The organism is Lacibacter sp. (genome assembly GCF_057361365.1).
In genome coordinates, this window is the sequence record NZ_JBMQSG010000007.1 from 416,718 (window position 1) to 441,081 (window position 24,364).

The window sequence follows — 24,364 nt, forward strand, 5'->3', positions numbered from 1 at the left end:
ATGAAACAACTTTTACTCAGTTTGTTTCTCTTTGTTGTCCTAACCAACCAAACACTGACTGCTCAACAAATCAAAGCAAGATTTGGCGTGGAAGGTGATTTGAGAAGCAATTTTTACAATGGCTTTTTACAGGTAGGTAATGATGACTGGTTCAGCCAGAACAATATCACTGGTATTGGTGTGGGTGAATTTATCATCGATACTACCGGTGCTGCTGGAATTTTGGCGAGATATATTTCGCAACCAGCTACAAAAAATTATCCCTTCTTCCGTAACATGCGTTTCGATCAGTTTCATGTGCTGAATGGAATGTTGCTGATCGATGGTATTTTTATTCGTGACCATCATGGCGATGATTCAACCATCTTCGCATCAGGTAGTAATAAGAATGGGATGAGTCCGCAACAATGGTCTACTCCTATTGCACAAAGTGTACCTGATAAAAATGAAATCCTCGATATGTTTATGCATGTGCGCAGGGATGGAGATGGAACAGAAACAAACGATTCTCTCTGGCTGTTTGGTGGTGTGTCAATTGAGAATACTACGGGTGACCGTTATTTCGATTTTGAGATGTATCAAACAGATATCTATTACGACAAACCGAATTTAGCTTTCAAAGGTTATGGACCCGATGCCGGGCATACTACCTGGAAGTTTGATGCGGCAGGTAATGTATTAAGTGCCGGCGATATTATTTTAACCGCCGAGTTTGGAACTGCTGGTCTTACAATGGTTGAAGCAAGGATATGGATCAACAAAAGTTCACTTGCTTTAACGCCAACCGCCTTTAATTGGGTGGGCACGGCTCCAAGTTATACGTTTGATGGTGCAGATGCCGGTGCGGTGTATGGTTATGCTGCTATACAACCAAAAACCGGTGGAATATTTTATAATGGATTAACAAGTAAGGCTAATACCTGGGCAGGTCCTTTTAAACTTGTGTTGGGTAGCCAAACAGTAGTAGACAACTACATAAAAGATCAGTTCATGGAATTTTCTGTGAACTTAAGTAAGCTCGGTCTTGATCCTTTAGTAAGAAGTGGTGATGCCTGTGGCTTACCATTTAGAAGAATATTAGTAAAATCAAGAGCATCTACTTCATTCACGGCGGCATTGAAAGACTTCGTGGGGCCTTTCAGTTTTTTCCGTGCACCTGCAGCAGAGATCGATACCGATTTCCCTGTGCTTTGTCCAAGTGGTGTTGCTGAAGTATTTGTTACGAATCCGCTCACAACTTCGGTTTATAACTGGTCCACCATTGGTGGTAATATTGTTGGGCCTACAACCGGCGATCGTATTACAGCAAGCACTGCTGGTAAATATATCGTAAGCCAAACGTTAATGGATAGTTGTGGTACTACCTATGCTACCGATACAGTTACTATTACACAATACGCTGCGTGTGATGTGCTTTCGGGCAAGCCGTATAATTTTAATGCACGTTTGCAAAATAAATCAGGGTTTGTAAGCTGGAATAGTGATAGCGAAGAAGGTATTGCCTATTTCCAGGTAGAACGTAGTGCAAACGGTATAGATTATTCTGCTGTTACCGGACGTATTTCTCCAAGCAGCAAAGGATCTTATCTCGAACAAAATGATCTTGTCAACTTCCGGTCAACAGAAGTGTATTACCGGTTAAAATATGTAAGCACTGGCGGGCAGGTATTTTATACAAATGCAGTACGCTTATTCATTCGTCGCAATAACGGGTTTGAATTAATTGTATCGCCTAACCCAACTGCAAATCTTTTCCGCATCAACTTTACATCTGACAGAAATCAAACTGCAGACATAAACATTACCAATAGTATTGGCTCGGTTGTGTACAGTAGCACACAGCAGGTAAATACTGGTATTAATGAGTGGATGATTACTGAGGCTGCAAAATGGAGCCCGGGTCAATATATCATTCAATGTAAAGTTGGGGATGAACTATTCAGAAAACGAGTTGTCGTAGCACATTAAATCAATTCATCAGCCCTCCGTTAAAATCGGGGGGCTTTTTTCTGCTACTTTTGCAGCGTGGAGTATACGCTCAAAAAATCATTAGGTCAACATTTTTTAAAAGACGAATCAATTTCAAAAAGAATTGTTGAAGCTGTAATGGAAGAACATCCACTGCATTTAGTGGAAGTTGGACCAGGAGCCGGCGCCATCACCAAATATTTTTTGCAATACACCGATCTTGATTTTAAAGCGGTGGAACTTGATGACGAGAAGATCAACTATCTGCAGCATACATTTCCAGCTATTAAGGGAAAACTGATTCATCAAAGTTTTTTAGATGCTGAATGTCCTTTTACGGAACGATTTATGATAGTAGGAAACTTCCCTTACAACATTTCGTCGCAGATATTATTTAAAGTACTTGATTGGAAAGAACAGGTTGATTGTGTTGTTGGCATGTTTCAGAAAGAGGTGGCGCAACGGGTAGCATCAAAACCAGGTAGTAAAGCGTATGGTATATTGAGCATATTGGTACAGGCTTATTTTGATGTGGAATATTTATTTGATGTGGATGAACAGGCATTTAATCCTCCACCGAAAGTGAAGAGCGGAGTGGTAAAACTGAAGCCGGCGAAAACAATTCCAACAATGCAAAGTGAACAGAAATTCAAGTTGCTTGTTAAAACTGCATTCAATCAGCGTAGGAAAATGTTACGTAACGGTGTAAAGGGATTGTTTGATGCTGAAGAGTTAAAAGATGAACTGTTCAACAAAAGGGCTGAGCAACTTTCAGTTGAAGATTTTGCAGCACTTACATTCAGGATGAGATAGTTCACAGACAGGCCATTATAGAAAATACAATCAACAGCGGGAGAATATAAAAGTGAAAGTTATCATTACAGCAAAGTGTCATGATTACCTGCAACAAAAGTTGCGGGAAGGCGGCTATGAAGTGATTTATGCGCCCGCAATTACGTATGAAGAGTTAACTCAACAAATAGAAGATATTGCGGGACTCGTAGTTTCTACAAGAGTAAAAATTGATGCTGCTTTATTGGAGCATGCACAAAAGCTGATATGGATTGGAAGACTTGGCAGTGGTCTTGAATTAATTGATGTACCCTTTGCACAAAGCAAAGGCATAAAAGTATTCAGCAGCCCTGAGGGTAATTGTGGTGCAGTTGGCGAGCATGCATTGGCATTGCTGCTGAATTTAATGAATAAGATTACGCACAGCTTCGAAGAAGTAAAGCAACATCAATGGTTGCGTGATGAAAATCGTGGTGTTGAATTAGATGGCAAAACGGTTGGTATTATTGGCTTTGGTCATACAGGAAGAGCTTTTGCAAAAAAGCTACGTGGATTTGATGTTACTATTCTTGCGCATGATAAATACCAATTTGAATTTGGCGGTGAGCAGGTGAAAGAAGCTTCACTTGAACAGGTTTTGCGTTACAGCGATGTTATCAGCTTGCATTTGCCCTTAACAAATGAAACATATCATTATGCCGATACGGCTTTTTTTGAAGCGGCTAAGCAACGTCCCTTCTTTTTAAATACATCACGTGGCAAAGTGCATGGCACAGCAGCTATTACCGATGCGCTTAAAAGAGGATTGATCGCCGGTGCAGGATTAGATGTATTGGAAAATGAAAAACTGACTACTTATAGTGAGGCAGAGCAACAACAACTCGATTGGCTGGCAGCTCAACCCAATGTGATCCTTACGCCGCATATTGCCGGTTACACGCACGAAGCATTTTATAAAATGAGTAAAGTTCTGGCTGATAAATTAGGATTGTTGTGATCAATTCACAATCATCACCGGTACATCTATTCTTACTTTATCCCAACCAACACTGATTTTATTCTTGTCAACAAAATATTGCAATCGTTCCAGCGGTTTTACAAGCGTAACAGGCTTTACTTGAAATCGGATGATATCATCTTTTGCATCGTAATCATCAGCAAGATGCTGGTTATAATTTTTATTCAGAATGAATGTCCATGTTGTTTTTGATGGAATAGTAAAAATGGCATAAGTGCCTGCAGGAATGGTTTTGTTGCCAATGCGAAACGTTTTGCTAATTTCAATATTGGTTGCGGAATGAGCTCCTGTAACCCACACTTCGTCAAGTGGTACAACTCCTCCCCAAATAATGCGGCCACGAACGCCTGGTGAATAATAGTTGATTCGAACAGTTGCTGAACCGATCTTACCAACTGCAGCGGATCTTATACTTTTTTTACTGGTATCTTTTTTTGCGTTGGGGTTATAATTAATATTTTTCTCCTGGCTTTTACCAGCCAAAGCAGCTATGCAAACAAAGAGAAGGAAAAGGATTTTTTTCATGCATTAATTTATTCAAAAATAGGGAAACGGGCTTTGTTGCAATCAGGTAAAGAACAAATCAGGCCTTGGAAAAGCCTGCAGCGGCAACGATTTAAAAACACATAACTGCTTCCTTTTTCCAAAAAAGGTTCTATTTTTGCTACACAATAAAACATGCAACGCTTCAAACTCAATTGAGGCGTTGTTATTTTTTTGTATAACCGCAAAGACAAGGAGGAACCATGAGCGTTCAATATGTAACAAAAGAAACACTGGAAAAATTGCAGGCCGAATTACAGCACATGCGTGGTGTAGAGCGCCCTGCTGCATCAAGAGCTATTGCAGAAGCACGTGAAAAAGGCGATTTAAAAGAGAATGCGGAATATGATGCTGCTAAAGAAGCCCAGGGTTTGCTGGAAGCAAAGATCAGCCAACTTGAAGGGGTGCTGGCCTCTGCACGTGTGCTGGATGAAAGTACAATTGATACAAGTCGTGTTGCTATATTAACCAAAGTGACGATTACAAATTTAGCCACTAAGAAAAAAATCACCTACCAGATTGTGAGTGAGCAGGAGGCAGATTTAAAGGCGGGTAAAATTTCTGTTACATCACCTATCGGTAAAGGACTGCTGGGCAAAGAAGTGGGCGAAGTAGCGGAAGTGCAAGTGCCGGCTGGTGTCGTAAAATTTAAAGTGGAAGAAATTACGGTGTAGAAGAAAGCTGCAAGCTTGCGTGTTGTAGTAAGATGTATTAATAACAGGTGAATTTTTTGGCGGGATCGGGGCAGCAGGAAACGTGTATTTTACAGTTACTATCTTTAAGGGGATGAATAACGGATCATCATTGCAACGTGTCTTCTTTTATCTTCGATCAAAATTGTTTGGCGGCATGAGTATTTTTTCCAAAATCATTGCAGGCGAAATTCCATCTTATAAAATTGCTGAGAGCGATCGCTTTTATGCATTTCTTGATATTTTTCCATTGGCTGAAGGACATACCCTTGTAGTTCCAAAGAAAGAAGTTGATAAGATTTTTGATGTGGATGATGCAGATCTCGCAGAGCTCTTGCTGTTCGCCAAACCAATAGCGAAAGCAATAGAAGCATCGTTTAAATGTGATCGTGTTGGAATTGCAACAGTGGGATTGGAAGTTCCTCATGCACATTTACATTTGGTACCCATTAACAGTGCCGATGATCTTAATTTTACAAGGCCAAAATTGAAATTAACAGAAGAGCAAATGAAATCTGCTCAACAAAAAATACTGCAACAACTAAACAAGTAATGAGCATGACCCAGGTACAATACGATCAATACGGATATAAACGCAAGAAGGGCAAAAAAGCACCACGTCCGTTATTGATCACCATTCTTTGTGTTGCATTGTTTATCTGGGGTCTTGGGGAAATTGTTTATTCCTATACCGGCAATACAGCGCTGAACAAAAGTGGTATCGATACATTATACCCTGCAGTAAATGCCTTGATGATGGTGTTTGGTTTTGTGGCTCTCAGTGGCACGTGGAGTATGGAAAAATGGGGACCAATCAGTTTCGTAATTGTAGTAACGCTGAAATTAGGAGTCGATCTCCTGTTCGGACATTTTAATGCAGCCTATATCCTTGCTTATTTTCCTGCAGCTATATTTTTATTGAGCCTGAAGAAAATGAGAAAGACAGATTAATGTTGGGTCTCCAACCTTATATCTTTTACCTTTTTACTCTTCCCGGGTTCTGTTTAATAAAATCTTCCCATCCTTTTACTTTGGTAATTCCTGTAAGCAATGGTTTGTTTGTTTGAAAGTGATGACAAACTGCAACGGATAACGCATCGGTGGCATCATAATATTTTGGCTTCGCTTTAAAATCAAGATGCTGCTGAAGCATTTTCCAAACCTGTTCTTTGTCGGCATTACCGTTTCCTGTTACAGCCTGCTTTACTTTTTTGGGTGAATATTCAGTTACGGATAATCCTGCGCTCATTGCTGTTGCAATTGCAACACCCTGTGCCCTTCCAAGCTTCAACATACTTTGCACATTTTTTCCGAAGAACGGTGCTTCAATAGCAAAATCAGTTGGCTTGTGAGTTTCTATTACCTCCTTTACTTTTTCGTGTATCAGTTGCAGCCGAATGTAAACGTCTTTGTGTTTGGTAAGTTTCAGCACATCCATTTCAATTAAATGTAATTGCTGCTGGCGAATACCAATAATGCCATAACCCATAATAACAGTACCCGGATCGATACCTAAAATGATTTTCGAAAAACTTTGCAAGGAGCAGGTTAATTTTGAACAAAATAAACGGAAACTGAGCAGGAAATTCAAAATCTTTATCAATTACTTTCTGGGCCCTGTGCTTTTTATATGGATTAGCATATCCTTATACAACCAAGTGAAACAGCAACCCGACTTACCGAAAGCGTGGCAACAAATAAAACAGGCTTTTACTGGTGAGCAAAGCTGGAAATTATGGTTAGCTGTTTTACTGATGCCGGTGAACTGGGGCTTTGAAACACGGAAATGGCATTTACTGGTAAACAAATTTCAACCATTGTCGTTTCAAAAAGCATTTGAATCTGTGTTGAGTGGATTATCACTCGCAGTGAATACACCGAATCGTATAGGTGAGTATGGTGGAAGAGTAGTTTACCTGCGGCCCGATTTCAGATTAAAAGGCGTGGCGCTCACGTTGGTTACCAGCGTTGGTCAGTTGTTCATCACTTTAGTATGCGGTTTTTTTGCCTTGCTGATCTTAAAGCCGAAATTGCATGATATGCAGTTAGGTGGCACACACCTTTCCGGTATTTTGCTGCAAGTATTTACCTGGTCGGTTTTATTTTTTATCGGGTTAACGGGTTTGTTCTTTTTCAGAATGCAGTTGCTGGCAAAAACGCTGCAGTGGATTCCCGGTTTAAAAGAAAAGTTATCGTTTGCCAGCGTGTTAGATGGCTTGCAAAACAGAACGTATCTTGTAATATTATTTTATTCGTTTTTACGTTTTGTAGTTTTTGCTTTGCAATATGTGTTGATATGGCAGGCCTTGGAGGTTGATATACCCTGGTGGGCGGGTTTTTGGAGTGTGGCGTTGATTTTTTTGATCATGGCAATTGTTCCTGGTTTTGCAATTGCTGATGTAGGTATTCGTGGAGCAGTGGCGCTTAGTATTGTGAGTGTGTTTAGCGTAAACAGTATTGCTGTTCTTGCAGGCACGGTCGGGATATGGATATTAAATCTTGTATTGCCGGCATTGATTGGAAGTTTGTTGTTATTGACGATAAAAATATTTAAGGAACGATGAAGATCACTGCGATTCTTTTTACGGTACTGCTTCTTTCATTTGCTCCGGCTACAACGCAACCGGAAGCAACTGAATTTTGTTCCAGTATCCGTAACACGGCCTGGCATAGCACCGAAAGCATCAACTATCATGTGTACTATACGCTTGCAGGTATTTATGTTTACGGAGGCGAAGCGAATTTTACGGTTAATTCTGAACGCTACAATGGCAAACCAGTTTACCATCTACTGGGCGAAGGAAAAACAACTTCTTTCTTTGATGGGTTTTTTAAAGTAAGAGATAAGTACGAAAGCTATATTGATACTGCCACTTTACAGCCTTATAAATTTGTACGCAATATTTTAGAAGGGGATTTTAAGAAATTTGAAACGGTAACATTTAATCAGCAGGCAAATACAGCTACTTCGCAAGGCGGAACATTTAAAACACCTGAATGTGTGCAGGATGTGTTGAGTGCCATTTACTACTCACGTAATATTGATTTCAACAAATACAAGCCCGGCGATCGTATTCCTTTCAATATGTTTATTGATGATAAAACCTACGGTTTGTATATCCGTTATTTAGGTAGAGAAAAAGTAAAAACCAAGTATGGCAAATTCAACGCCATTAAGTTTAAACCGCTGTTGATCGAAGGAACTATTTTTAAAGGCGGTGAAAAAATGACCGTATGGGTAAGTGATGATGCTAATCGTATTCCCGTACGTATTGAAAGTCCCATCTCAGTTGGAAGTGTAAAAGTTGATATGATGGGCTACAAAAATACCCGGCACAAATTAACCGGATTGATCAGTACAAAGTAATTCCTGAGCGGAGTCGAAGAGTGGCTACGGTCAATCGGGCGCCGGTCGAGATTGACGTTTGTAATCTTATACCTCTTCCATCCTGAAACTCTCTTTCATTCTTATTCCTTTCTCCGTTTGCTGCAGGTTACAACACTCTATCTTCGGATCATGCTCAAAGAATAAAAAATAATCGTTCTCTACAGCTTCTGTAAGAAACGATTTCTTTTCATTTAGTGTTGTGAGAGGAAACATGTCATACGCCATTACATAAGGAATAGGAATGTGTGCAGCAGCAGGCAACAAATCGGCCATGTACACAATTGTTTTGCCGTTGTAGTTGATCTGAGGTAACATCATGCTTTCTGTATGACCACTCACAAAGCGAATAGAAATATTCTCATTAAATGAAGAAGAAGATAGCTGATGAAATTGTGTTTCACCAGGGACAATAAATTTCAACTGACCGCTTTCTTCAATCGGTAAAATATTCTCCTTTAAAAACGAGGCTTTTTCACGATCGTTGGGTTTGGTGGCCCAGCCCCAATGTTGTTCGTTACTCCAGAACGTTGCATTTTTAAATGCGGGAACAAGTTTATCGCCTTCACGTTTGATCGATCCACCACAATGATCAAAATGCAGATGAGTAAGAATAACATCTGTTATATCATCTTTATTAAAACCATGCTTGGCTAAAGACTTATCAAGTGAATCATCACCATTGAGGTAATAATGTCCAAGAAATTTTTCATCCTGCTTATCGCCAATGCCGTTATCAATTAAAATAAGTCGGTTACCATCTTCAATCAACAACGATCGCATGGCCCAGTTGCAGAGGTTATTTTCATCAGCAGGATTCAGCTTATTCCACATCACTTTTGGCACCACGCCGAACATAGCGCCACCATCTAACTTAAAATAACCGGTGTTGATCGAATAAAGCTTCATGATATTGAAATTTGTTCTTTTCGTTGTGTACGCAGGGTATGCAAAAGGAACAACAATCCTAATGCGAAGAAAATGATGAGCACCAAAATAGAGTTGCGCATATTGTGCGTAAGGCCTTCAATAATTCCAAACGAAAATAATCCAATTACAATGGCAAACTTTTCTGTTACATCATAAAAACTAAAGAACGATGCGGTGTCCTTTGTTTCCGGCATAAGCTTAGCATAGGTTGCACGGCTGAGAGCCTGGATGCCACCCATCACCAAACCAACAAATGAGGCAACAATGTAAAAGTGCATTTCTGTTTGAATATAGTAACCTCCAATGCATGCACATACCCAAAGTATAACAGTAAAGATCAATACATGTATATTTCCAAATCTTCCCGATAATCTCGACATGAGTAGAGCCCCAACAATAGCTACAATTTGTAACAGTACTGCTGTAATGATCAGTTTTACATTTTCAAGATTCAGGATCTTAATGCCAAAATCAATGGCAACAAGCAAAACAGTTTGCACGCCCATGCTGTAAAAAAAGAAAGCCGTTAAAAAACGTTTCAATACGGGCATTTTGCTAACCTGTTTCCATACAAGTTGCAATTCATGGAAACCATTTACCAATACATGTTTCTTTAGTTTACGCTCGCTTTTATCGCTGCGATTTGGCAGCCGGCTGAATGGAATTTGTGCAAAGGCAACCCACCATATACCTACTAACAGAAAAGTAATTTTCAATGGTAAGGCAGGATCTTCTTTCATAAACACAACCAATGCAAAGCCTACCATCTGCAACAACACACTGCCAATATAGCCCATGGTGAACCCTTTTGCACTGATGCGGTCCATATCTTCTTCAGCAGCAATTTCAGGCAGGTAGGAATTATAAAACACCTGTGAGCCATAAAAACCAATACCGGCAAACATGAAACACACTAGTCCAAGCATTACATTATTCTTATCGAAAAAGAACATGAGTGAACAACTGAGCGCACCGAGATAACAGAAAAACCGCATAAAGTTTTTCTTGTTTCCTTTATAATCAGCAATAGAAGAAAGAATGGGAGATAGTAATGCGATCAACAAGAAACCTGTTGCCAACACATAATCTTTCAATTCAGTGTTCACAAAATTTCTGCCGAACAATTTAATACCATTGGGAAAATTTTTGATACCTGTTACAGCAGCATAATAAGCAGGAAAAAAAGTAGTAGTGATCACAAGGTTGTAAACACTGTTGGCCCAATCGTACATGGCCCAGCCGTTCACAATTTTTTTTGAAGCAGTCTGCATACAGATGGTTTTAAGTGGGGCAGGAAAGACTGCCTGTATGAAAATAGGATAATTAAACGAAATGCTATTTCAGGTAGCCTGTCATGATCATAATGAGCAATATAATGCCCGCAATAATTCTGTACCAGCCAAACAAACGAAAACCGTGTTTTTGCAAAAAGCCGATGAAGAATTTAATAGCCAGCATCGCTACTACAAAAGCAACGATATTGCCAATGATAAATGCCTGCGTATTCTGGCTTGAAGAAAGAATGAGATCATAACCTTTCATTTCAACTCCATTTTCATTCCAGTCTTTCAGGAATAAAGAATAACCAGTGGCAGCCGCCATAGTTGGCACTGCTAAGAAGAAAGAAAACTCTGCTGCCAAAGAGCGTGTAAGTTTTTGTTGCATACCGCCAATAATGCTGGCTGCACTACGGCTCACACCAGGTATCATGGCTACGCATTGCCACAAGCCGATGATGAATGCTTTGCCAAAGGAAATTTCTTTCTCTTCGCTGATGGTATGCTGTTTAAAAATATTATCGATGAACAACAGGATAACACCACCGATCAATAATGTAATAGAAACTGTAAGCGGACTTTCAAGTAACTCATCGATCTGATCGCTGAATAATTTACCCAGCACCAACGCAGGTATTACTGCAACAACCAGCTTTGCATAAAACTTCCAGTCTTGTACCTGTATAAATTTTTTCCAGTACAACACCACCACGCTTAGTATAGCGCCCAGCTGTATAGCAACTGTAAACAGTTTGGTGAAGTTATCGGCAGGTACATTCATCAATCGCTCAGCAAGGATCATGTGGCCGGTAGAAGAAACGGGAAGATATTCGGTTAACCCTTCCACAATGGCGATGATGATGGATTCAAATGTATTCACAAAGAGAAATTTGAAAATTTAAAAATTTGAGCATTTGAAAATGAAAAAAGCCAATTCAAAAATTCGAAATCAATTTTCAAATTTTCAAATTGGCTCATCTGCAAATTATTTCTTTTACTCTTTTGGCTTTTTCATGATGGCGTAGATCTCAATGATCAAACCGCCAATTATAAGAAGAGGTGCTAATGTAATACGGCGAAAGCTATACACTTCATCTTTATTAAACACATTCGGGTCGGCACTTTTACCACCAATCATCAACAGGAAACCAAGAATGATCACCGCAGCGCCAATGGCCATCCACTTGTAATTCTCTTTAGTAAAAATGGTTGCTATTTTTTTCTGACTCATACTCTTGTTTTGAGGGGTGCAATATAAGGATTTTGAGGTAGTTGATGGTTCATGGTTCATAGTTCATGGAAAAATCAAAAGCCGTCTTTCTATGAGTTACTAACTATGAACTAATACAGCTCATCCAGCTTCATGCGCAAATACTTCATTACGCTACGGTGGGTGCTGTAAAGCGAAATGCCCACACCAATGGCGATAATAGAACCAAAGAGGATCATGTATATTTTAGGATCACGAAGAGCCTTCATATCCGGAATATAACTTTCGGCCCACGTAATCACTGCCCAAATTGCCGCAATGGCAATACCCGAACTGATAAGTCCATTAATAATGGCCCTCACATTCATGGGCCGGGCAATAAAGCTGCGGGTGGCGCCAACCATTTGCATGGTTTTAATAAGAAAGCGGTTGCTAAACATGGCCAAACGTATGGTAGTATCAATTGAAACAATAACAATTGCACTCAGCAAAATGGCCACGATCAATAATACGATGCCCACTTTCTGCGCCCTGTCGTTAAGCGTATTCACCAAGGCTTTGGGGTATTGCACTTCGCTGATCACGCCGGGATAACGGGTCATCAGGTCGGCAGTAATTTTGTCGAGACTGTCTTTTTGCACATAATCGGCCTTGGCATAAAAATCTACGCTTTCCGGCAAAGGATTTTCATCAAGAATTTTATCCCAGCTCTCGTTACCGTCCTTATTATAAATTTCCTTCGCCATTTCTTTATTGATATAGGCCGAAGATTTTACGTAAGGCTGTGCCGCCACATAAGATGCCAAACTATCGATCGACTTTTTATTGGTAGTGCTGAGCCATGCATGAAACTGGATGTTTTCACGCAATGTGGTACCCACTTTCTGGAAATTTAAAAAGATCCATCCTAAAACACCGAGGATGAAGAGCACCAGCGCCACACCAATTATACTGTAGAGGTAAGATGGTTTGGATCGTTTCATTGATGCTTTGTTCGGTTGTTGCGCCATGCCGTAAAATTTTGTAAGTTCTTGTAAATGAAATTCCCGCCCTACACAGGATGTGGGCAAATTTAGCAGAAAACTCCTGCACAAAGCCCGTAATCCTTAATTTTGTTGCCCTTTAACGAGGGTGTTCTGCACTTATTTTACAACGGATGTCGAAATGCTGCACGAAGATGATTTTTTAAGTCTTCTTTCACAGCTATGGTCGTCGCCTGTTATGTCACTCACTTGTGCGTTCTGTTTTCCAATGAGCAATTGAGTTTCGTCCTTGAATGATGAATAGCGATAAGAACGCACAAGCGAGCGTGGCAACGACAGTAAAATAGAATTAGCAATATTCGATTACAAAATAATAACTAACCGAAACGGTACATGGAATATAAGTTCAGAGATATTGAGAAGAAATGGCAACAGCAATGGATCAATACAAATGCCTATAAGGTTTCGAACGTAAGTGAAAAACCAAAATTTTATGTGTTGGATATGTTTCCTTACCCAAGTGGTGCAGGTTTGCATGTGGGGCATCCGCTGGGTTATATTGCCAGCGATATTTACAGCCGCTTCAAGCGATTAAAAGGATTTAATGTATTGCACCCGATGGGTTACGATGCATTTGGTTTACCAGCCGAGCAATATGCTATTGAACATGGCGTGCATCCTGCAGTGAGCACAGATCAGAACATTAATAATTTCCGCCGCCAGTTAGATAATATTGGTTTCTGTTACGATTGGGACCGTGAAGTGCGCACCTGCGATCCCGGTTATTACAAGTGGACACAGTGGATCTTTTTACAACTCTTCAATAGTTTTTACAGTCGACAAACGCAAAAGGCTGAACGCATAACGCAATTGCTTGAGCTTTTTGAAAAGTATGGTTCTTCAGCACCAGGCATTAAGCCTTCTGCTTTCAGCTTTACCGCAGATGAATGGAAAGGTTATGATGATGCAACGAAGCAAAACATCCTCATGGATTACCGCCTTGCTTATTGTGGTTATGGTGAAGTGAATTGGTGCGAAGCATTGGGGACTGTGTTAGCAAATGATGAAGTGGTGAATGGTGTGAGCGAACGTGGTGGACATCCCGTAGTGAAAAAGAAATTGCGTCAATGGTATTTGCGCATTACAGAATATGCTGATCGGTTATTGGAAGGGTTGGAGCGTATTGAGTTCAGCGAAAGCATGAAAGAAATGCAAACCAATTGGATAGGGAAGAGTAGTGGAGCTGAGATTGATTTTGCAATTAAGGGTCACGAACAACAACTAAGAGTTTACACCACAAGACCCGATACCATCTTTGGTGTTGACTTTATGGTGATTGCTCCCGAGTTGGATTTAGTTGATCAAATTAAATCTGCTGAGCAAACAACTGCTGTTGATGAATATATTGCTTATGTAAAAAGCCGTAGTGAGCGTGAGCGCCAGGCAGAGAAAAAGATCAGCGGTGTGTTTACCGGTGCCTATGCGGTAAATCCATTTGATGGAAGGGAAATTCCAATCTGGATATCTGAATATGTGTTGGCGGGTTATGGTACAGGTGCTATCATGGCAGTGCCTTGTGGCGATGAGCGTGATTTTAAGTTTGCACAGCACTTTAATATTCCCATCACCAATATCATTGGCAAACATTTTAACGGCGAAGATGCCAACGCAACAAAAGATGCAACACTCGAAAACAGTGGGTTCTTAAATGGTACACCCATGCGTGAAGCTGCTGAAATAGTAATTGGTAAGCTGGAGGAATTAGGTATTGGTACACGCAAAATAAATTACAGAATGCGTGATGCAGCGTTCAGCCGTCAGCGTTACTGGGGTGAACCTTTTCCGATTCAATGGAGGAACGGAACAGCTTATGCATTAAGCGAAACAGAATTGCCGTTGTTGTTACCGGAGGTAGATAGTTATTCTCCCGGTCCTGAAGGTGAAGGTCCGTTGGCAAATATTCCAGAGTGGGTGGCGAAAGAATTAGAAACGAATACGATGCCCGGCTATGCTGGAAGCAGTTGGTATTTCTTACGCTATATGGATCCGCATAACGACAAAGCATTTTGCGACCGTGCAGTAAGTGATTACTGGAACCAGGTTGACATTTATATTGGCGGAACAGAACATGCAGTCGGTCATTTATTGTACAGCCGCATGTGGACGAAAGCCTTGTACGATCTTGGGCATATTGGTCATGATGAACCATTTAAGAAATTGGTGAATCAGGGAATGATACAAGGCTCATCTCGTTTTGTATATCGCATCAACGGAACCAACACATTTGTATCAAAAGGATTATTAAGGAGTGAAGAAGAATACGAAGGAAAGAAATTAGATAAGTTACATGTTGATGTGAATTTTGTGGATGGCTATGAATTAGATGTGGAAGCATTTAAGAAATGGCGCAACAATGAACACGCAGGCGCAGAATTTATTTTAGAGAACGATAAATACATCTGCGGCTCTGAAGTGGAGAAGATGAGCAAGAGCAAGTTCAACACCGTTAACCCCGATGATCTGGTGAATAAATACGGTGCAGATACTTTCCGTATGTACGAAATGTTCCTCGGTCCGGTGGAGATCAGCAAACCATGGGATACAAAGGGTATTGAAGGTGTGCATCGCTTCCTCAAAAAACTCTGGCGCTTGTTCTATGATGATCTGAAAGGCCAGGTATGGAATAATGATAAAGCAACCGATGCTGAATTGAAAGTATTACACAAAACCATCAAGAAAATTGAAGACGATACCGAACGTTTCAGTTTCAATACCGGTGTAAGTACATTCATGATCGCAGTAAATGAATTAAGCGATCTGAAATGCCACAAGAAAGAAATTCTGGAGCAGTTGCTCATTCTCTTAACACCGTATGCACCGCATGTGAGTGAAGAGTTGTGGAGCTTGTTGGGCAACAGTGGTTCCATACTCGATGCATCGTTCCCGAAATTTGAAGCGAAGTATGTTACTGAATCAACCAAAGATTACCCTGTTGCCATTAACGGTAAAACAAGAACTGAGTTAACACTTGATTTGAGTATTACACAACAGGAAGTTGAAGCAATTGTATTGGCAAATGAAACAGTACAAAAATGGCTTGAAGGTAAACAACCAAAGAAGATCATTTATGTAAAGAATAAGATGATCAACGTGGTGATTTAAACAGCATCTCTCAGCTTAATTCATAAACTTAAAACAACAAATGAAAAAATTAGCAGTTATCGCATTCTTGGCACTTGCCGCTTGCGGCGAAAAAAAATCGAACAGCAACGAACCCTTTGTAAAAGAACGTGCAACAGTTAATCCTGCAGCAGTGAAAGAATATACAGCTGGTACCGATACAGCAAAGTTTAAAGTGCAGTTGTTTGAACAAAAGGAATCGCTCAATTACGAAGTGAAGTTTGCATACAAAGAAGCAACAGGCGAAAAAATATTTACGTTGCCTAACATGGGCATTATGCCAAAGCCTGAATTGAAAAAAGGCGCTGATGATCTTTCCTGCATCATTGGCTTTTATGATGCTGATAGTACCTTCATGGAATTCCGTTTAGTGAAAGTGGAAAATGGCACGCTGGTGTACCGTCATTTGAAAGAGTACCAGGTAGAAGATCCTAAGAAGTAATACAATTGATACAGGAATAGGAAAGGTTGATGAATGGTTTTTCACCATTCATCAACCTTTCGTCATTTTGAGCTGAAGAGTTTTGTACTTTCCAGCGATCAAAATCATCACACATGAAGTATCTGTTATCAACAGGAATCATTTGCCTTATCAGTATTCTTTCGGTTGCACAAAGCAACACTCACTTTTTATCGAACCCTACACTTTCCCCCGACGGACAAACACTTGTGTTTGCTTTTGAAGGCGATCTCTGGAAAGCAAACATTAGCGATCTGCAAGCCACTCGCATCACCGCTATGCAGGGTTACGAAACAGCGCCACGTATCTCACCCGATGGTAAATGGATCGCATTCACCGGGAGGCAATATGGTAATGCCGATGTGTATGTGATGCCATTGAATGGAGGTGAAGTAAAACAAATAACATTTCACAGCAGCAACGATGAAGTAACAAGCTGGAGCTGGGATAGTAAAAGTATTTACTTCAATAGCGGTCGGGCAGGACAAATAGCAGGCTTCAAAGTTGCTGCAACAGGAGGAACGCCACAACGTGTATTCGGTAGTAATTTTTTTCAATACGATCATAATTTGGTGGAGCATCCAACTACCGGTGAAATATTCTTTAATGATACATGGGAGAGTGCCAGCCAATCGCAACGTAAACGTTACAAAGGTCCGTTCAATCCCGATGTGCAATCGTACAATCTCAAAACCAAACAACATAAGAAGTACACAACCTGGGAAGGAAAGGATTTTGCTGCAACTATTGATAAAACAGGAAACATGTTCTTTATTTCAGATGAAGCAAACGGTGAATACAATCTTTACACATTTGACGCAGGAAAGAAAAAATCATTGACCCGTTTTTCTTCATCCATTAAAACACCACAGGTAAATGCCAATGGCGGAAAAGTTGTGTTTGAAAAGGATTACCAGTTATGGTTATATGATGTGAAGAGCGGAAACGAGAAGAAACTCGAGATCGCTATTACCCGTAACAATGTGTTGCCAAAAGAAAAAGATTTCGAAGTCCGCAGTAATATTTCTGGGTTTGATGTATCACCCGACGGTAAAAAGTTTGCCTTTGTTGCAAGAGGCGAATTATTCGTGAGTGATGTCGACGGTAAATTTATTCAGCAGATCAAACATGGCGGTGCTGAACGTGTGCGTGAAGCAAGATGGATGAGCGATAACAAGACGATCGTCTTCACTCAAACAGATGATGGTTATACAAATCTCTTTACCGTTCGTGCCGATAGCAGTGCTACACCAAAACAATTGACCAACGATAATCGTAACAACCGCAGCATTGTAGTAAACAAGAAACGTACAATGGCAGTTTACCTCAGCGGAAGAGATGAAGTGCGTTTGCTCGATCTGAAAACATTGCAAAGCAAAACCATTGTGAAAGATGAGATTTGGGCTTTCCAAAACAGTGATCCTGGCTTTTCACCCAATGATGAGTATGTAGTGTTTACAGCACGCAGAAATTTTGAGGAAGATATTTTTGTTCATCATATCAAGAATAACAAAACCATTAATCTTACCAACAGCGGTGTAACAGAGAACAGCCCGGTATGGTCGGGTGATGGAAAATACATCTACTTTGTCTCGCAGCGTTTGAAACCATCGTATCCCTTTGGTATGGCCAATGCGAAAGTGTATCGTGTAGCGTTGGAGAAGTTTGATGAGCCTTACCGTCTTGATAAGTACAATGAATTATTTAAGGACGAAAAGAAAGCAGATAAGAAATCAGACTCAACACAGTTTGTCATTACAATTGATGCCGACCGTATAGCTGAGCGACTGGAACAGGTTGGCCCTTCATTTGGTGCTCAATATTTAATCAATGTGTACCAGAAAGGAGAGAAAGCAACGGTTCTGTATGTAAGCAATCATAGCGAGGGACGATTCTCCATCTGGAAAACTGTTCTGGAGCCGTTTGAGTTGCCGAAAACCGAAAAAGTTGCAGGCACAGATAATATCGGAGGTTTTGAAGTAGTTGAAGTAAACGATAAATATTATGCACTGGCGAACGGTAATATCAACAAATTAAATCTTGATGCAAATCGTGTTGATCCTGTAAACATCTCCTTTACTTTCCGTCGTAACCTGCAGGAAGAATTTAACCAGATGTTTTATGAAACGTGGGCGGGTATGGAAGAAGGTTATTATGATGAAAATTTTCATGGCCTTAACTGGAAGAAAACAAAAGACTATTACAAACAATTTCTTCCTTATCTAAACACTCGTGCCGACTTGCGCACATTGCTCAACGATCTGTTGGGTGAACTCAACTCATCGCACCAGGGCTTTGGTACATTTGGTGATGATGAAAATATTGCACTCACCAGTGCAACAATGGAAACAGGCATCATCTTCGAAAACGATAAGCCATTAAAAGTGAAATACATTGTTCAGCGTTCAGCTGCTGACCGCAAGAGTATTGATATTAAACCGGGTGATGTATTGGTGAAAGTGAATGATGAAACAGTGGATGCAAATAAAGACCGCAATGCCTATTTCACGTTGCCATCACGTGACAGGGAATTGAAACTTACATTCAAACGTGGCGCTGAATTGGTGAATGTAAAAATTCATCCGCAATCAACACTATTCAACAACCTCTATGATGAGTGGGTAGATAACAACCAAAAACGTGTTGATGAAAAAAGTAAGGGTCGTATTGCCTATGGTTATATGAAGAACATGGGCACGGGTGAACTGGAACAGTTCATTAATGACATGACACAAGAGTTGGCAAATAAAGATGCTCTCATCTTTGATTTGCGTTATAATACAGGTGGTAATGTACATGATGAAGTGTTGAAGTTTTTAAGTCAGCGTAGTTACCTGCAATGGAAATACCGTGAAGGGAAGATGACGCCGCAATCAAATTTTTCGCCTTCCGACAAGCCGATTGTTTTACTCATCAACGAACAATCATTGAGCGATGCGGAGATGACTGCACAAGGCTTTAAAGGATTGAAGTTGGGTAAGATCATTGGAAACGGCACTTATCGCTGGATCATTTTCACCAGTGGTATTGGTTTGGTGGATGGTTCAAGTGTGCGTATGCCAGCATGGGGTTGTTATTCGTTAGAAGGAAAAGACCTGGAGATAAACGGTGTGCAACCTGATATTCTCCTCGTCAACAGTTTTGAAGACAAACTCAACGGCAACGATCCACAACTGGATAAAGCCATTGAAGAAATATTGAAGCAGATAAAACAGTGAGTGGTGAGTGGTCATCTTCAGGAAAATCCTCAACAATAAAATAAACGCTGTGCAAGTCTGCACAGCGTTTTCATTTGCTAAATCTTCTCTTAATGTTTTGTCAGTGGTAAGTATTATAAACGAAGCGAATAACCCTTTTTCTTCTTCCCTCTTTCCAAACTCTTAGCTTACTCCTTCCTCACAAACCGAATCATTGCACTGCTGTTTTCTGTACTTTCTAAATTTGCAGTATAACGCACACCGTTTACATAAGCGATCATGAAAGAAGTATTCGGTGGAATGGCGCCAAGATTTTCCGCCACCATTACCAGTTCATTGCTTTCCGTTAATTCAGTTACTGCAAATTTTACAACGTATGGTTTGTCGCTGAGTTTTACGTGTTCAAATACTAAACGGTTATTCATGAATAGTGAAATGGAATCGCCATCTATTTCGGCATTATCATAAAAATGAATTTCAATGGTATCGCCGAGCAACGGTAATTCAGTCGTTAATATTTTTTTCCGTTCAATGAATTTTTCTTTTATGGTTGGTGGTGCTTTACTTACAATAACTGCTGGCTCTTTTACAGGTGGTTTGTTTTCCGTTTTGGTAACGGGCTGTGTTTCCTTAGGAATAGTGGGTTGTGGTTGCAGGATAACCGGTTCAGGTTTTGTCTCTTCTCTTTGTGGTTGTTCAATAACAACAGGTGGCGGAGCAACAGCAACAATTTCAGGTTGCTTGGTTACTTTATGAATTGTTGCCACGCTATCAATAAAATACGGATCGTTTGCGCCCACAGTATAATTATCGATCACATAATTCCATTCATCTGTAAACTGGGGTTGTTCCACTTTATCTAAATGAAGATCACCTTTATTCTTTTGTTCTTCTTTTGTTACGGCTTTACCATCAAGCATCATCACTCCACCACCGGGACAATTAAAATCTGCTTCCATCAATAATGGAACTGCCCCCGGCGATGTTATAGCTATCCGACCTGTCTTAGCTTCAATCAATTCATCATCCCACCAAACCACTTCATTTGTTTGCTGATTGAAATATCCTTTCACCGCATAACGACGAAAATTGTTAGTACTTTCATAGTAATAGGACGTGCCGAATAAACTATCACCACGCTGGATAAGTTTTAATTCAAGCTTGCTGGGCTTTAAACCGTTGCCCACTTTACCCTTCCACACTCCGGTGATCATTTGTGCCTGTGCGAATAAGCTAAACAGCAGGAAAACAGCAAATAGACAGAAGTAATATTTCTTCATGCGTTAGAGTTTAAACGAAATGTTGATGTAAATATTTTTTAACAATGTTAATGTTTCAACAAAAGCAGCAGCATTTTTGTATTAGTTGGAAATTAGTATATGGCACATGCAAATAGTCAACTTATTGAAGCGCTGCGTGAAACTGCAGCCCGTTTGCGCAATGGCGCTCATTATGCCTGGGGCAACCATGGCGCTTGTAATTGCGGTAATCTTGCACAGGTTGTAACAAAACTAAGTAAAGAAGAAATACTGGCTTATGCGCACACGGGTATTGGTGAATGGACAGAACTGGCCGAAGATTATTGTGCCATTACAGATGCTCCCGCCGGTTTGCTCATTACCAAACTGCAGGAAATTGGTTTAACACCGAGTGATATTCACAACCTGGAATACCTGGAAGACAAAAACGTATTGCAACGATTGCCCGGTGGCTTTCGTTGGTTGAAACGTAATGTGCGGGAAGATGTGATCCTGTATTTTGAAACTTATGCCGATTTGTTAGAAGAGCAATTAGCAAACAATCTATCAATATCGTTCGACGAATTATTTCAAGTGCGACAAACTCATCTGGTTTCATAAAAAGCGAATACATAAAAGCAATGCCCCTTTCAAGGGGCTTTTTAAATGAGAATATAAATCATGTTCGCTTGGTTTTAGATTGGTAATTTAGCGATACAAAGAATGCTCAAACGAATGTCCACGCCACTCATTAATATTCTTGAAAAAAATAAACATCAGTATTACCCCGTTGTGCCTTTTGATCCTGAAAAAGATCAGTTGCTGAAAATGGACTTTACGGAAACAAATAAACAGCTTACTCAACAGGTTATTGAAGATGTTTCTAAATTCAGTAACTATGTTGATAACGAGTTGACGAATGCAGGCGCACGTTACGGTATTGGTGGTTATGCCGAACATCGTAGTGTGTACAGCAGGAGTAAAGTGTTTGATGCAGTAGATGCTGGCGAACCAAGAAGGTTGCATTTGGGTGTTGACATTTGGGGGAAAGCAGGAACACCTGTCACTGCTCCATTGGGTGGTATGGTACATAGTTTTAAATTCAATGATCGTTATGGCGATTATGGGGCAACAATTATTTTATTGCATCAATTGGAAAGCTTTGCATTTTATACACTATGGGGGCATTTATGTTTACGAGACATCGCATTGGTTGAAGGACAATACATTAACCGTGAACAGGAGTTTGCACATTTTGGTGAGCCGAATGAAAATGGACATTGGCCACCGCACCTTCATTTCCAGATCATTGAAAATATTGAGTTGAACGAAGGTGATTATCCCGGCGTTTGCAGAATGAGTGATCAGAATTTCTATTTAAAAAATTGTCCTGACCCTGATTTGATTTTGCAGATGAATAAATATCTATAGGCAGGAATGTTTATTTACATCTTTCTGACTCCTTCTCTTGATTTGCTGCGATGTGATTTGCGGCTTGTTATTCACCATTAACCATTCACCACTCACCTCATTCCCTTTTTACTTAGTTTTACAGCCAATGACCAATCCCAATTTAAATAGTGATAAAGAAGGACTGAGTGCAGCCGAAAAAGAATTCGAAAATAATATTCGTCCGTCGAATATTGAAGAGTTCAGCGGGCAGCAACAGATCATTGATAATCTGAAGATATTTATCAAAGCAGCAAAGATGCGTGGTGAAGCATTGGATCATGTATTGTTTCATGGTCCTCCCGGATTGGGTAAAACAACATTGAGTCGCATCGTAGCAAATGAATTGGGTGTAAACATAAAAGAAACAAGCGGGCCGGTAATTGAAAAGCCGGGTGATCTTGCAGGTTTGCTAACCGGACTTGAAGCAAACGATGTATTGTTCATTGATGAGATCCATCGCCTTAGTACTGTTGTTGAAGAATATTTATACGCAGCCATGGAAGATTACCGCATTGATATTATGATCGACAGCGGTCCTAATGCAAGAAGTATTCAACTTAATCTTAATCCATTTACATTGGTTGGTGCAACTACACGCAGTGGTTTATTGAGTGCGCCATTGTTATCACGTTTTGCTATTAAATCAAGATTGGAATATTACAATGCAGAAACACTGCAAAAAATTGTGCAGCGTGCTGCAGGTATTTTAAATGTGAAGATTACCAGTGATGCTTCAAAAGAAATTGCGGGCCGCAGCCGTGCCACCCCACGTATTGCAAATGGGTTGTTGCGTCGCATGCGTGATTTTGCCATGGTACTGGGTAATGGAGTGATTGATCTTGGTGTAACACAACATGGGCTTAAAGCTTTAAATGTAGATGAGTTTGGGTTAGATGATATGGATAATAAAATTCTTACCACTATCATTGATAAATTCAAAGGCGGCCCGGTTGGTATCACCACTATTGCAACAGCAGTGGGGGAAGAATCAGGCACGCTTGAAGAAGTATACGAACCATTTTTAATACAGGAAGGTTTCTTACAACGCACACCAAGAGGACGAGAAGTAACAGCAAAAGCATATGAACATTTAGGAAAAAAACCATACGGCGGAATAAACCCCACCTTGTTTACATAAAAAAAGTCGCTGCATTTCGGCAGCGACTTTTTTCATAAATAATAATTTCAAATCAATTGGCTTCGTCGCCTTGGTTTGGCTCCTGCAACATCGGTTCGTTTAATTGAACCACACGTTTCGATTTCATACGGTTACGCATCACCATATTGAGCATTTCCACTGTAAATGAAAACGCCATACCGAAATAGATATAATTTTTGAGATGTAATTCATGCGCTGCATCCGCATTCCAACCTTCAATTACTAAACTCAAACCAATCATTACAAGGAATGAAAGCGCCAGCATTTTTAATGTTGGATGTTTATGAATAAAACCCGCAATCTTCGGACTGAATAAAAACATAACCGTCATAGCAATCACCACCGCCGCAATCATGATCTCAACATGCTTTGCTGTACCACCGGCAGTAATAATGCTATCGAAAGAGAACACTGCATCAATTAAAATGATTTGACCAATGGCTTGTCCCAATGAAATGCCTTTCGAATTTTTTGGATCCTGATTCGGGTCTTCACCTTCCAGCTTTTGATGTATCTCGTGCACCGATTTGTAAATAAGAAACAAACCTCCCGCAAGCATTACTAAGCTTGCAAGATCGAATCCTTTGCCGGCCACAGTGAATAAAGAATTTCCTTTTTGTGATAACAGCCAGCCTAATCCCATCAGTAATAAACTACGGGAAATAATACCAGTGATCATCCACAGCCTGCGAGCCCTCTTTTGATCTTTAACTGCTTTTAGACGGTTAAGGATAATGCTTACGAAAATCACATTATCGATACCAAGCACTATTTCCAGCACAACAAGAACCACAAAACTGATAATACTCTCTGATGTAAAAAGATGTTCCATTTTTTATTTAGTTGTCAATTTGCGATAAACAACAGGCGAACAATATTG

General features: G+C 40.2%; 23 protein-coding genes. 14 read left to right on the forward strand and 9 right to left on the reverse strand.

Annotated elements, in window-relative coordinates; translation table 11 throughout:
• From ACO1QW_RS06490 to ACO1QW_RS06500, 3 genes are read left to right on the forward strand one after another with little or no spacing between them, the layout of a single operon-like run.
• On the forward strand, positions 1-1,968 hold the full coding sequence (locus tag ACO1QW_RS06490) for a T9SS type A sorting domain-containing protein (protein ID WP_486256807.1): 1,968 nt from the start codon (positions 1-3) through the stop codon (positions 1,966-1,968).
• A gap of 57 nt (positions 1,969-2,025) precedes the next feature.
• Entirely contained in the window at positions 2,026-2,781 is a 756-nt protein-coding gene (gene rsmA / locus ACO1QW_RS06495; protein ID WP_486256809.1) for a 16S rRNA (adenine(1518)-N(6)/adenine(1519)-N(6))-dimethyltransferase RsmA, read from the forward strand.
• A gap of 52 nt (positions 2,782-2,833) precedes the next feature.
• A complete protein-coding gene (locus tag ACO1QW_RS06500) occupies positions 2,834-3,757 on the forward strand; it encodes an NAD(P)-dependent oxidoreductase (RefSeq protein WP_486256811.1) in 924 nt (307 codons plus the stop codon).
• On the opposite strand, the gene ACO1QW_RS06505 is transcribed toward ACO1QW_RS06500, so the two are convergent.
• Positions 3,758-4,303, reverse strand: coding sequence for a DUF2911 domain-containing protein (locus tag ACO1QW_RS06505; RefSeq protein WP_486256813.1), 546 nt, complete (start codon positions 4,301-4,303; stop codon positions 3,758-3,760). It abuts the gene before it with no gap.
• Between the two features lie 221 nt (positions 4,304-4,524).
• Here ACO1QW_RS06505 and greA point away from each other — a divergent pair, with 221 nt between their 5' ends.
• From greA to ACO1QW_RS06520, 3 genes are all read left to right on the forward strand, one after another.
• Positions 4,525-4,995 (forward strand): transcription elongation factor GreA, encoded by a 471-nt coding sequence (gene greA / locus ACO1QW_RS06510; protein WP_486256815.1) that lies wholly within the window; start codon positions 4,525-4,527, stop codon positions 4,993-4,995.
• 175 nt (positions 4,996-5,170) lie between these two features.
• A complete protein-coding gene (locus tag ACO1QW_RS06515) occupies positions 5,171-5,566 on the forward strand; it encodes an HIT family protein (RefSeq protein ID WP_486256817.1) in 396 nt (131 codons plus the stop codon).
• Positions 5,567-5,571: 5 nt separating this feature from the next.
• Positions 5,572-5,964, forward strand: a complete 393-nt coding sequence (locus ACO1QW_RS06520) for a hypothetical protein (protein ID WP_486256819.1) — start codon at positions 5,572-5,574, stop codon at positions 5,962-5,964.
• Between the two features lie 25 nt (positions 5,965-5,989).
• On the opposite strand, the gene ruvC is transcribed toward ACO1QW_RS06520, so the two are convergent.
• A complete protein-coding gene (ruvC, locus tag ACO1QW_RS06525; protein ID WP_486256821.1) occupies positions 5,990-6,553 on the reverse strand; it encodes a crossover junction endodeoxyribonuclease RuvC in 564 nt (187 codons plus the stop codon).
• A 118-nt stretch (positions 6,554-6,671) separates the two neighbouring features.
• Here ruvC and ACO1QW_RS06530 point away from each other — a divergent pair, with 118 nt between their 5' ends.
• Both ACO1QW_RS06530 and ACO1QW_RS06535 read left to right on the forward strand, forming a co-directional pair.
• Positions 6,672-7,577 (forward strand): lysylphosphatidylglycerol synthase domain-containing protein, encoded by a 906-nt coding sequence (locus ACO1QW_RS06530; RefSeq protein ID WP_486256823.1) that lies wholly within the window; start codon positions 6,672-6,674, stop codon positions 7,575-7,577.
• Positions 7,574-8,380 carry a DUF3108 domain-containing protein gene (locus ACO1QW_RS06535; protein WP_486256825.1) on the forward strand — a complete coding sequence of 269 codons (807 nt, stop codon included), beginning with the start codon at positions 7,574-7,576 and terminating at the stop codon, positions 8,378-8,380. Before ACO1QW_RS06530 ends, ACO1QW_RS06535 begins: the two co-directional genes overlap by 4 nt.
• A 66-nt stretch (positions 8,381-8,446) precedes the next feature.
• Here ACO1QW_RS06535 and ACO1QW_RS06540 read toward each other — a convergent pair whose 3' ends face one another.
• From ACO1QW_RS06540 to ACO1QW_RS06560, 5 genes are all read right to left on the reverse strand, one after another.
• A complete protein-coding gene (locus ACO1QW_RS06540) occupies positions 8,447-9,307 on the reverse strand; it encodes an MBL fold metallo-hydrolase (protein WP_486256827.1) in 861 nt (286 codons plus the stop codon).
• Positions 9,304-10,599: an MFS transporter gene (locus tag ACO1QW_RS06545; protein ID WP_486256829.1), complete on the reverse strand. Its 1,296-nt coding sequence runs from the start codon at positions 10,597-10,599 to the stop codon at positions 9,304-9,306. The genes ACO1QW_RS06540 and ACO1QW_RS06545 overlap by 4 nt, the downstream gene beginning before the upstream one ends.
• 64 nt (positions 10,600-10,663) lie before the next feature.
• Positions 10,664-11,485 (reverse strand): undecaprenyl-diphosphate phosphatase, encoded by an 822-nt coding sequence (locus tag ACO1QW_RS06550; RefSeq protein WP_486256831.1) that lies wholly within the window; start codon positions 11,483-11,485, stop codon positions 10,664-10,666.
• Positions 11,486-11,599: 114 nt separating this feature from the next.
• Complete coding sequence (locus ACO1QW_RS06555) at positions 11,600-11,836, reverse strand: DUF3098 domain-containing protein (protein ID WP_486256833.1); 237 nt, start codon at positions 11,834-11,836, stop codon at positions 11,600-11,602.
• A 110-nt stretch (positions 11,837-11,946) separates the two neighbouring features.
• The gene (locus tag ACO1QW_RS06560; RefSeq protein WP_486256835.1) at positions 11,947-12,825 is read right to left on the reverse strand and encodes a cell division protein FtsX; all 879 of its coding nucleotides are present in this window, start codon (positions 12,823-12,825) and stop codon (positions 11,947-11,949) included.
• Positions 12,826-13,191: 366 nt separating this feature from the next.
• On the opposite strand from ACO1QW_RS06560, the gene leuS reads away from it, so the two are divergent.
• From leuS to ACO1QW_RS06575, 3 genes are all read left to right on the forward strand, one after another.
• The gene (leuS, locus tag ACO1QW_RS06565; protein ID WP_486256837.1) at positions 13,192-15,960 is read left to right on the forward strand and encodes a leucine--tRNA ligase; all 2,769 of its coding nucleotides are present in this window, start codon (positions 13,192-13,194) and stop codon (positions 15,958-15,960) included.
• A gap of 40 nt (positions 15,961-16,000) precedes the next feature.
• Positions 16,001-16,420: a hypothetical protein gene (locus ACO1QW_RS06570; protein WP_486256839.1), complete on the forward strand. Its 420-nt coding sequence runs from the start codon at positions 16,001-16,003 to the stop codon at positions 16,418-16,420.
• Between the two features lie 113 nt (positions 16,421-16,533).
• Positions 16,534-19,656, forward strand: a complete 3,123-nt coding sequence (locus ACO1QW_RS06575) for a S41 family peptidase (RefSeq protein WP_486256841.1) — start codon at positions 16,534-16,536, stop codon at positions 19,654-19,656.
• Between the two features lie 167 nt (positions 19,657-19,823).
• Here ACO1QW_RS06575 and ACO1QW_RS06580 read toward each other — a convergent pair whose 3' ends face one another.
• On the reverse strand, positions 19,824-20,915 hold the full coding sequence (locus tag ACO1QW_RS06580; protein WP_486256843.1) for a hypothetical protein: 1,092 nt from the start codon (positions 20,913-20,915) through the stop codon (positions 19,824-19,826).
• 99 nt (positions 20,916-21,014) lie between these two features.
• Between ACO1QW_RS06580 and ACO1QW_RS06585 the strand changes: the two genes are divergently transcribed.
• The 3 genes from ACO1QW_RS06585 to ruvB all read left to right on the forward strand — a co-directional run bounded on the left by ACO1QW_RS06585 (position 21,015) and on the right by ruvB (position 23,463).
• A complete protein-coding gene (locus tag ACO1QW_RS06585; protein WP_486256844.1) occupies positions 21,015-21,494 on the forward strand; it encodes a hypothetical protein in 480 nt (159 codons plus the stop codon).
• Positions 21,495-21,596: 102 nt separating this feature from the next.
• Positions 21,597-22,304, forward strand: coding sequence for a peptidoglycan DD-metalloendopeptidase family protein (locus ACO1QW_RS06590; RefSeq protein WP_486256846.1), 708 nt, complete (start codon positions 21,597-21,599; stop codon positions 22,302-22,304).
• A gap of 127 nt (positions 22,305-22,431) precedes the next feature.
• The gene (gene ruvB, locus ACO1QW_RS06595; protein WP_486256848.1) at positions 22,432-23,463 is read left to right on the forward strand and encodes a Holliday junction branch migration DNA helicase RuvB; all 1,032 of its coding nucleotides are present in this window, start codon (positions 22,432-22,434) and stop codon (positions 23,461-23,463) included.
• Between the two features lie 52 nt (positions 23,464-23,515).
• Here the strand turns inward: ruvB and ACO1QW_RS06600 are convergent, their stop codons facing one another.
• The gene (locus tag ACO1QW_RS06600) at positions 23,516-24,316 is read right to left on the reverse strand and encodes a TerC family protein (RefSeq protein ID WP_486256850.1); all 801 of its coding nucleotides are present in this window, start codon (positions 24,314-24,316) and stop codon (positions 23,516-23,518) included.
• Positions 24,317-24,364: the final 48 nt, after the last annotated feature.

Bases quoted from the DNA above. Each gene is read 5' to 3' on its own strand.
- ACO1QW_RS06490 (WP_486256807.1), top strand. From the start codon at position 1: ATGAAACAACTTTTACTCAGTTTGTTTCTCTTTGTTGTCCTAACCAAC.
- ACO1QW_RS06505 (WP_486256813.1), bottom strand. From the start codon at position 4,303: ATGAAAAAAATCCTTTTCCTTCTCTTTGTTTGCATAGCTGCTTTGGCT.
- greA (WP_486256815.1), top strand. From the start codon at position 4,525: ATGAGCGTTCAATATGTAACAAAAGAAACACTGGAAAAATTGCAGGCC.
- ACO1QW_RS06515 (WP_486256817.1), top strand. From the start codon at position 5,171: ATGAGTATTTTTTCCAAAATCATTGCAGGCGAAATTCCATCTTATAAA.
- ACO1QW_RS06520 (WP_486256819.1), top strand. From the start codon at position 5,572: ATGACCCAGGTACAATACGATCAATACGGATATAAACGCAAGAAGGGC.
- ACO1QW_RS06535 (WP_486256825.1), top strand. From the start codon at position 7,574: ATGAAGATCACTGCGATTCTTTTTACGGTACTGCTTCTTTCATTTGCT.
- ACO1QW_RS06540 (WP_486256827.1), bottom strand. From the start codon at position 9,307: ATGAAGCTTTATTCGATCAACACCGGTTATTTTAAGTTAGATGGTGGC.
- ACO1QW_RS06545 (WP_486256829.1), bottom strand. From the start codon at position 10,599: ATGCAGACTGCTTCAAAAAAAATTGTGAACGGCTGGGCCATGTACGAT.
- ACO1QW_RS06555 (WP_486256833.1), bottom strand. From the start codon at position 11,836: ATGAGTCAGAAAAAAATAGCAACCATTTTTACTAAAGAGAATTACAAG.
- ACO1QW_RS06560 (WP_486256835.1), bottom strand. From the start codon at position 12,825: ATGGCGCAACAACCGAACAAAGCATCAATGAAACGATCCAAACCATCT.
- leuS (WP_486256837.1), top strand. From the start codon at position 13,192: ATGGAATATAAGTTCAGAGATATTGAGAAGAAATGGCAACAGCAATGG.
- ACO1QW_RS06570 (WP_486256839.1), top strand. From the start codon at position 16,001: ATGAAAAAATTAGCAGTTATCGCATTCTTGGCACTTGCCGCTTGCGGC.
- ACO1QW_RS06575 (WP_486256841.1), top strand. From the start codon at position 16,534: ATGAAGTATCTGTTATCAACAGGAATCATTTGCCTTATCAGTATTCTT.
- ACO1QW_RS06580 (WP_486256843.1), bottom strand. From the start codon at position 20,915: ATGAAGAAATATTACTTCTGTCTATTTGCTGTTTTCCTGCTGTTTAGC.
- ACO1QW_RS06585 (WP_486256844.1), top strand. From the start codon at position 21,015: ATGGCACATGCAAATAGTCAACTTATTGAAGCGCTGCGTGAAACTGCA.
- ACO1QW_RS06590 (WP_486256846.1), top strand. From the start codon at position 21,597: ATGCTCAAACGAATGTCCACGCCACTCATTAATATTCTTGAAAAAAAT.
- ruvB (WP_486256848.1), top strand. From the start codon at position 22,432: ATGACCAATCCCAATTTAAATAGTGATAAAGAAGGACTGAGTGCAGCC.
- ACO1QW_RS06600 (WP_486256850.1), bottom strand. From the start codon at position 24,316: ATGGAACATCTTTTTACATCAGAGAGTATTATCAGTTTTGTGGTTCTT.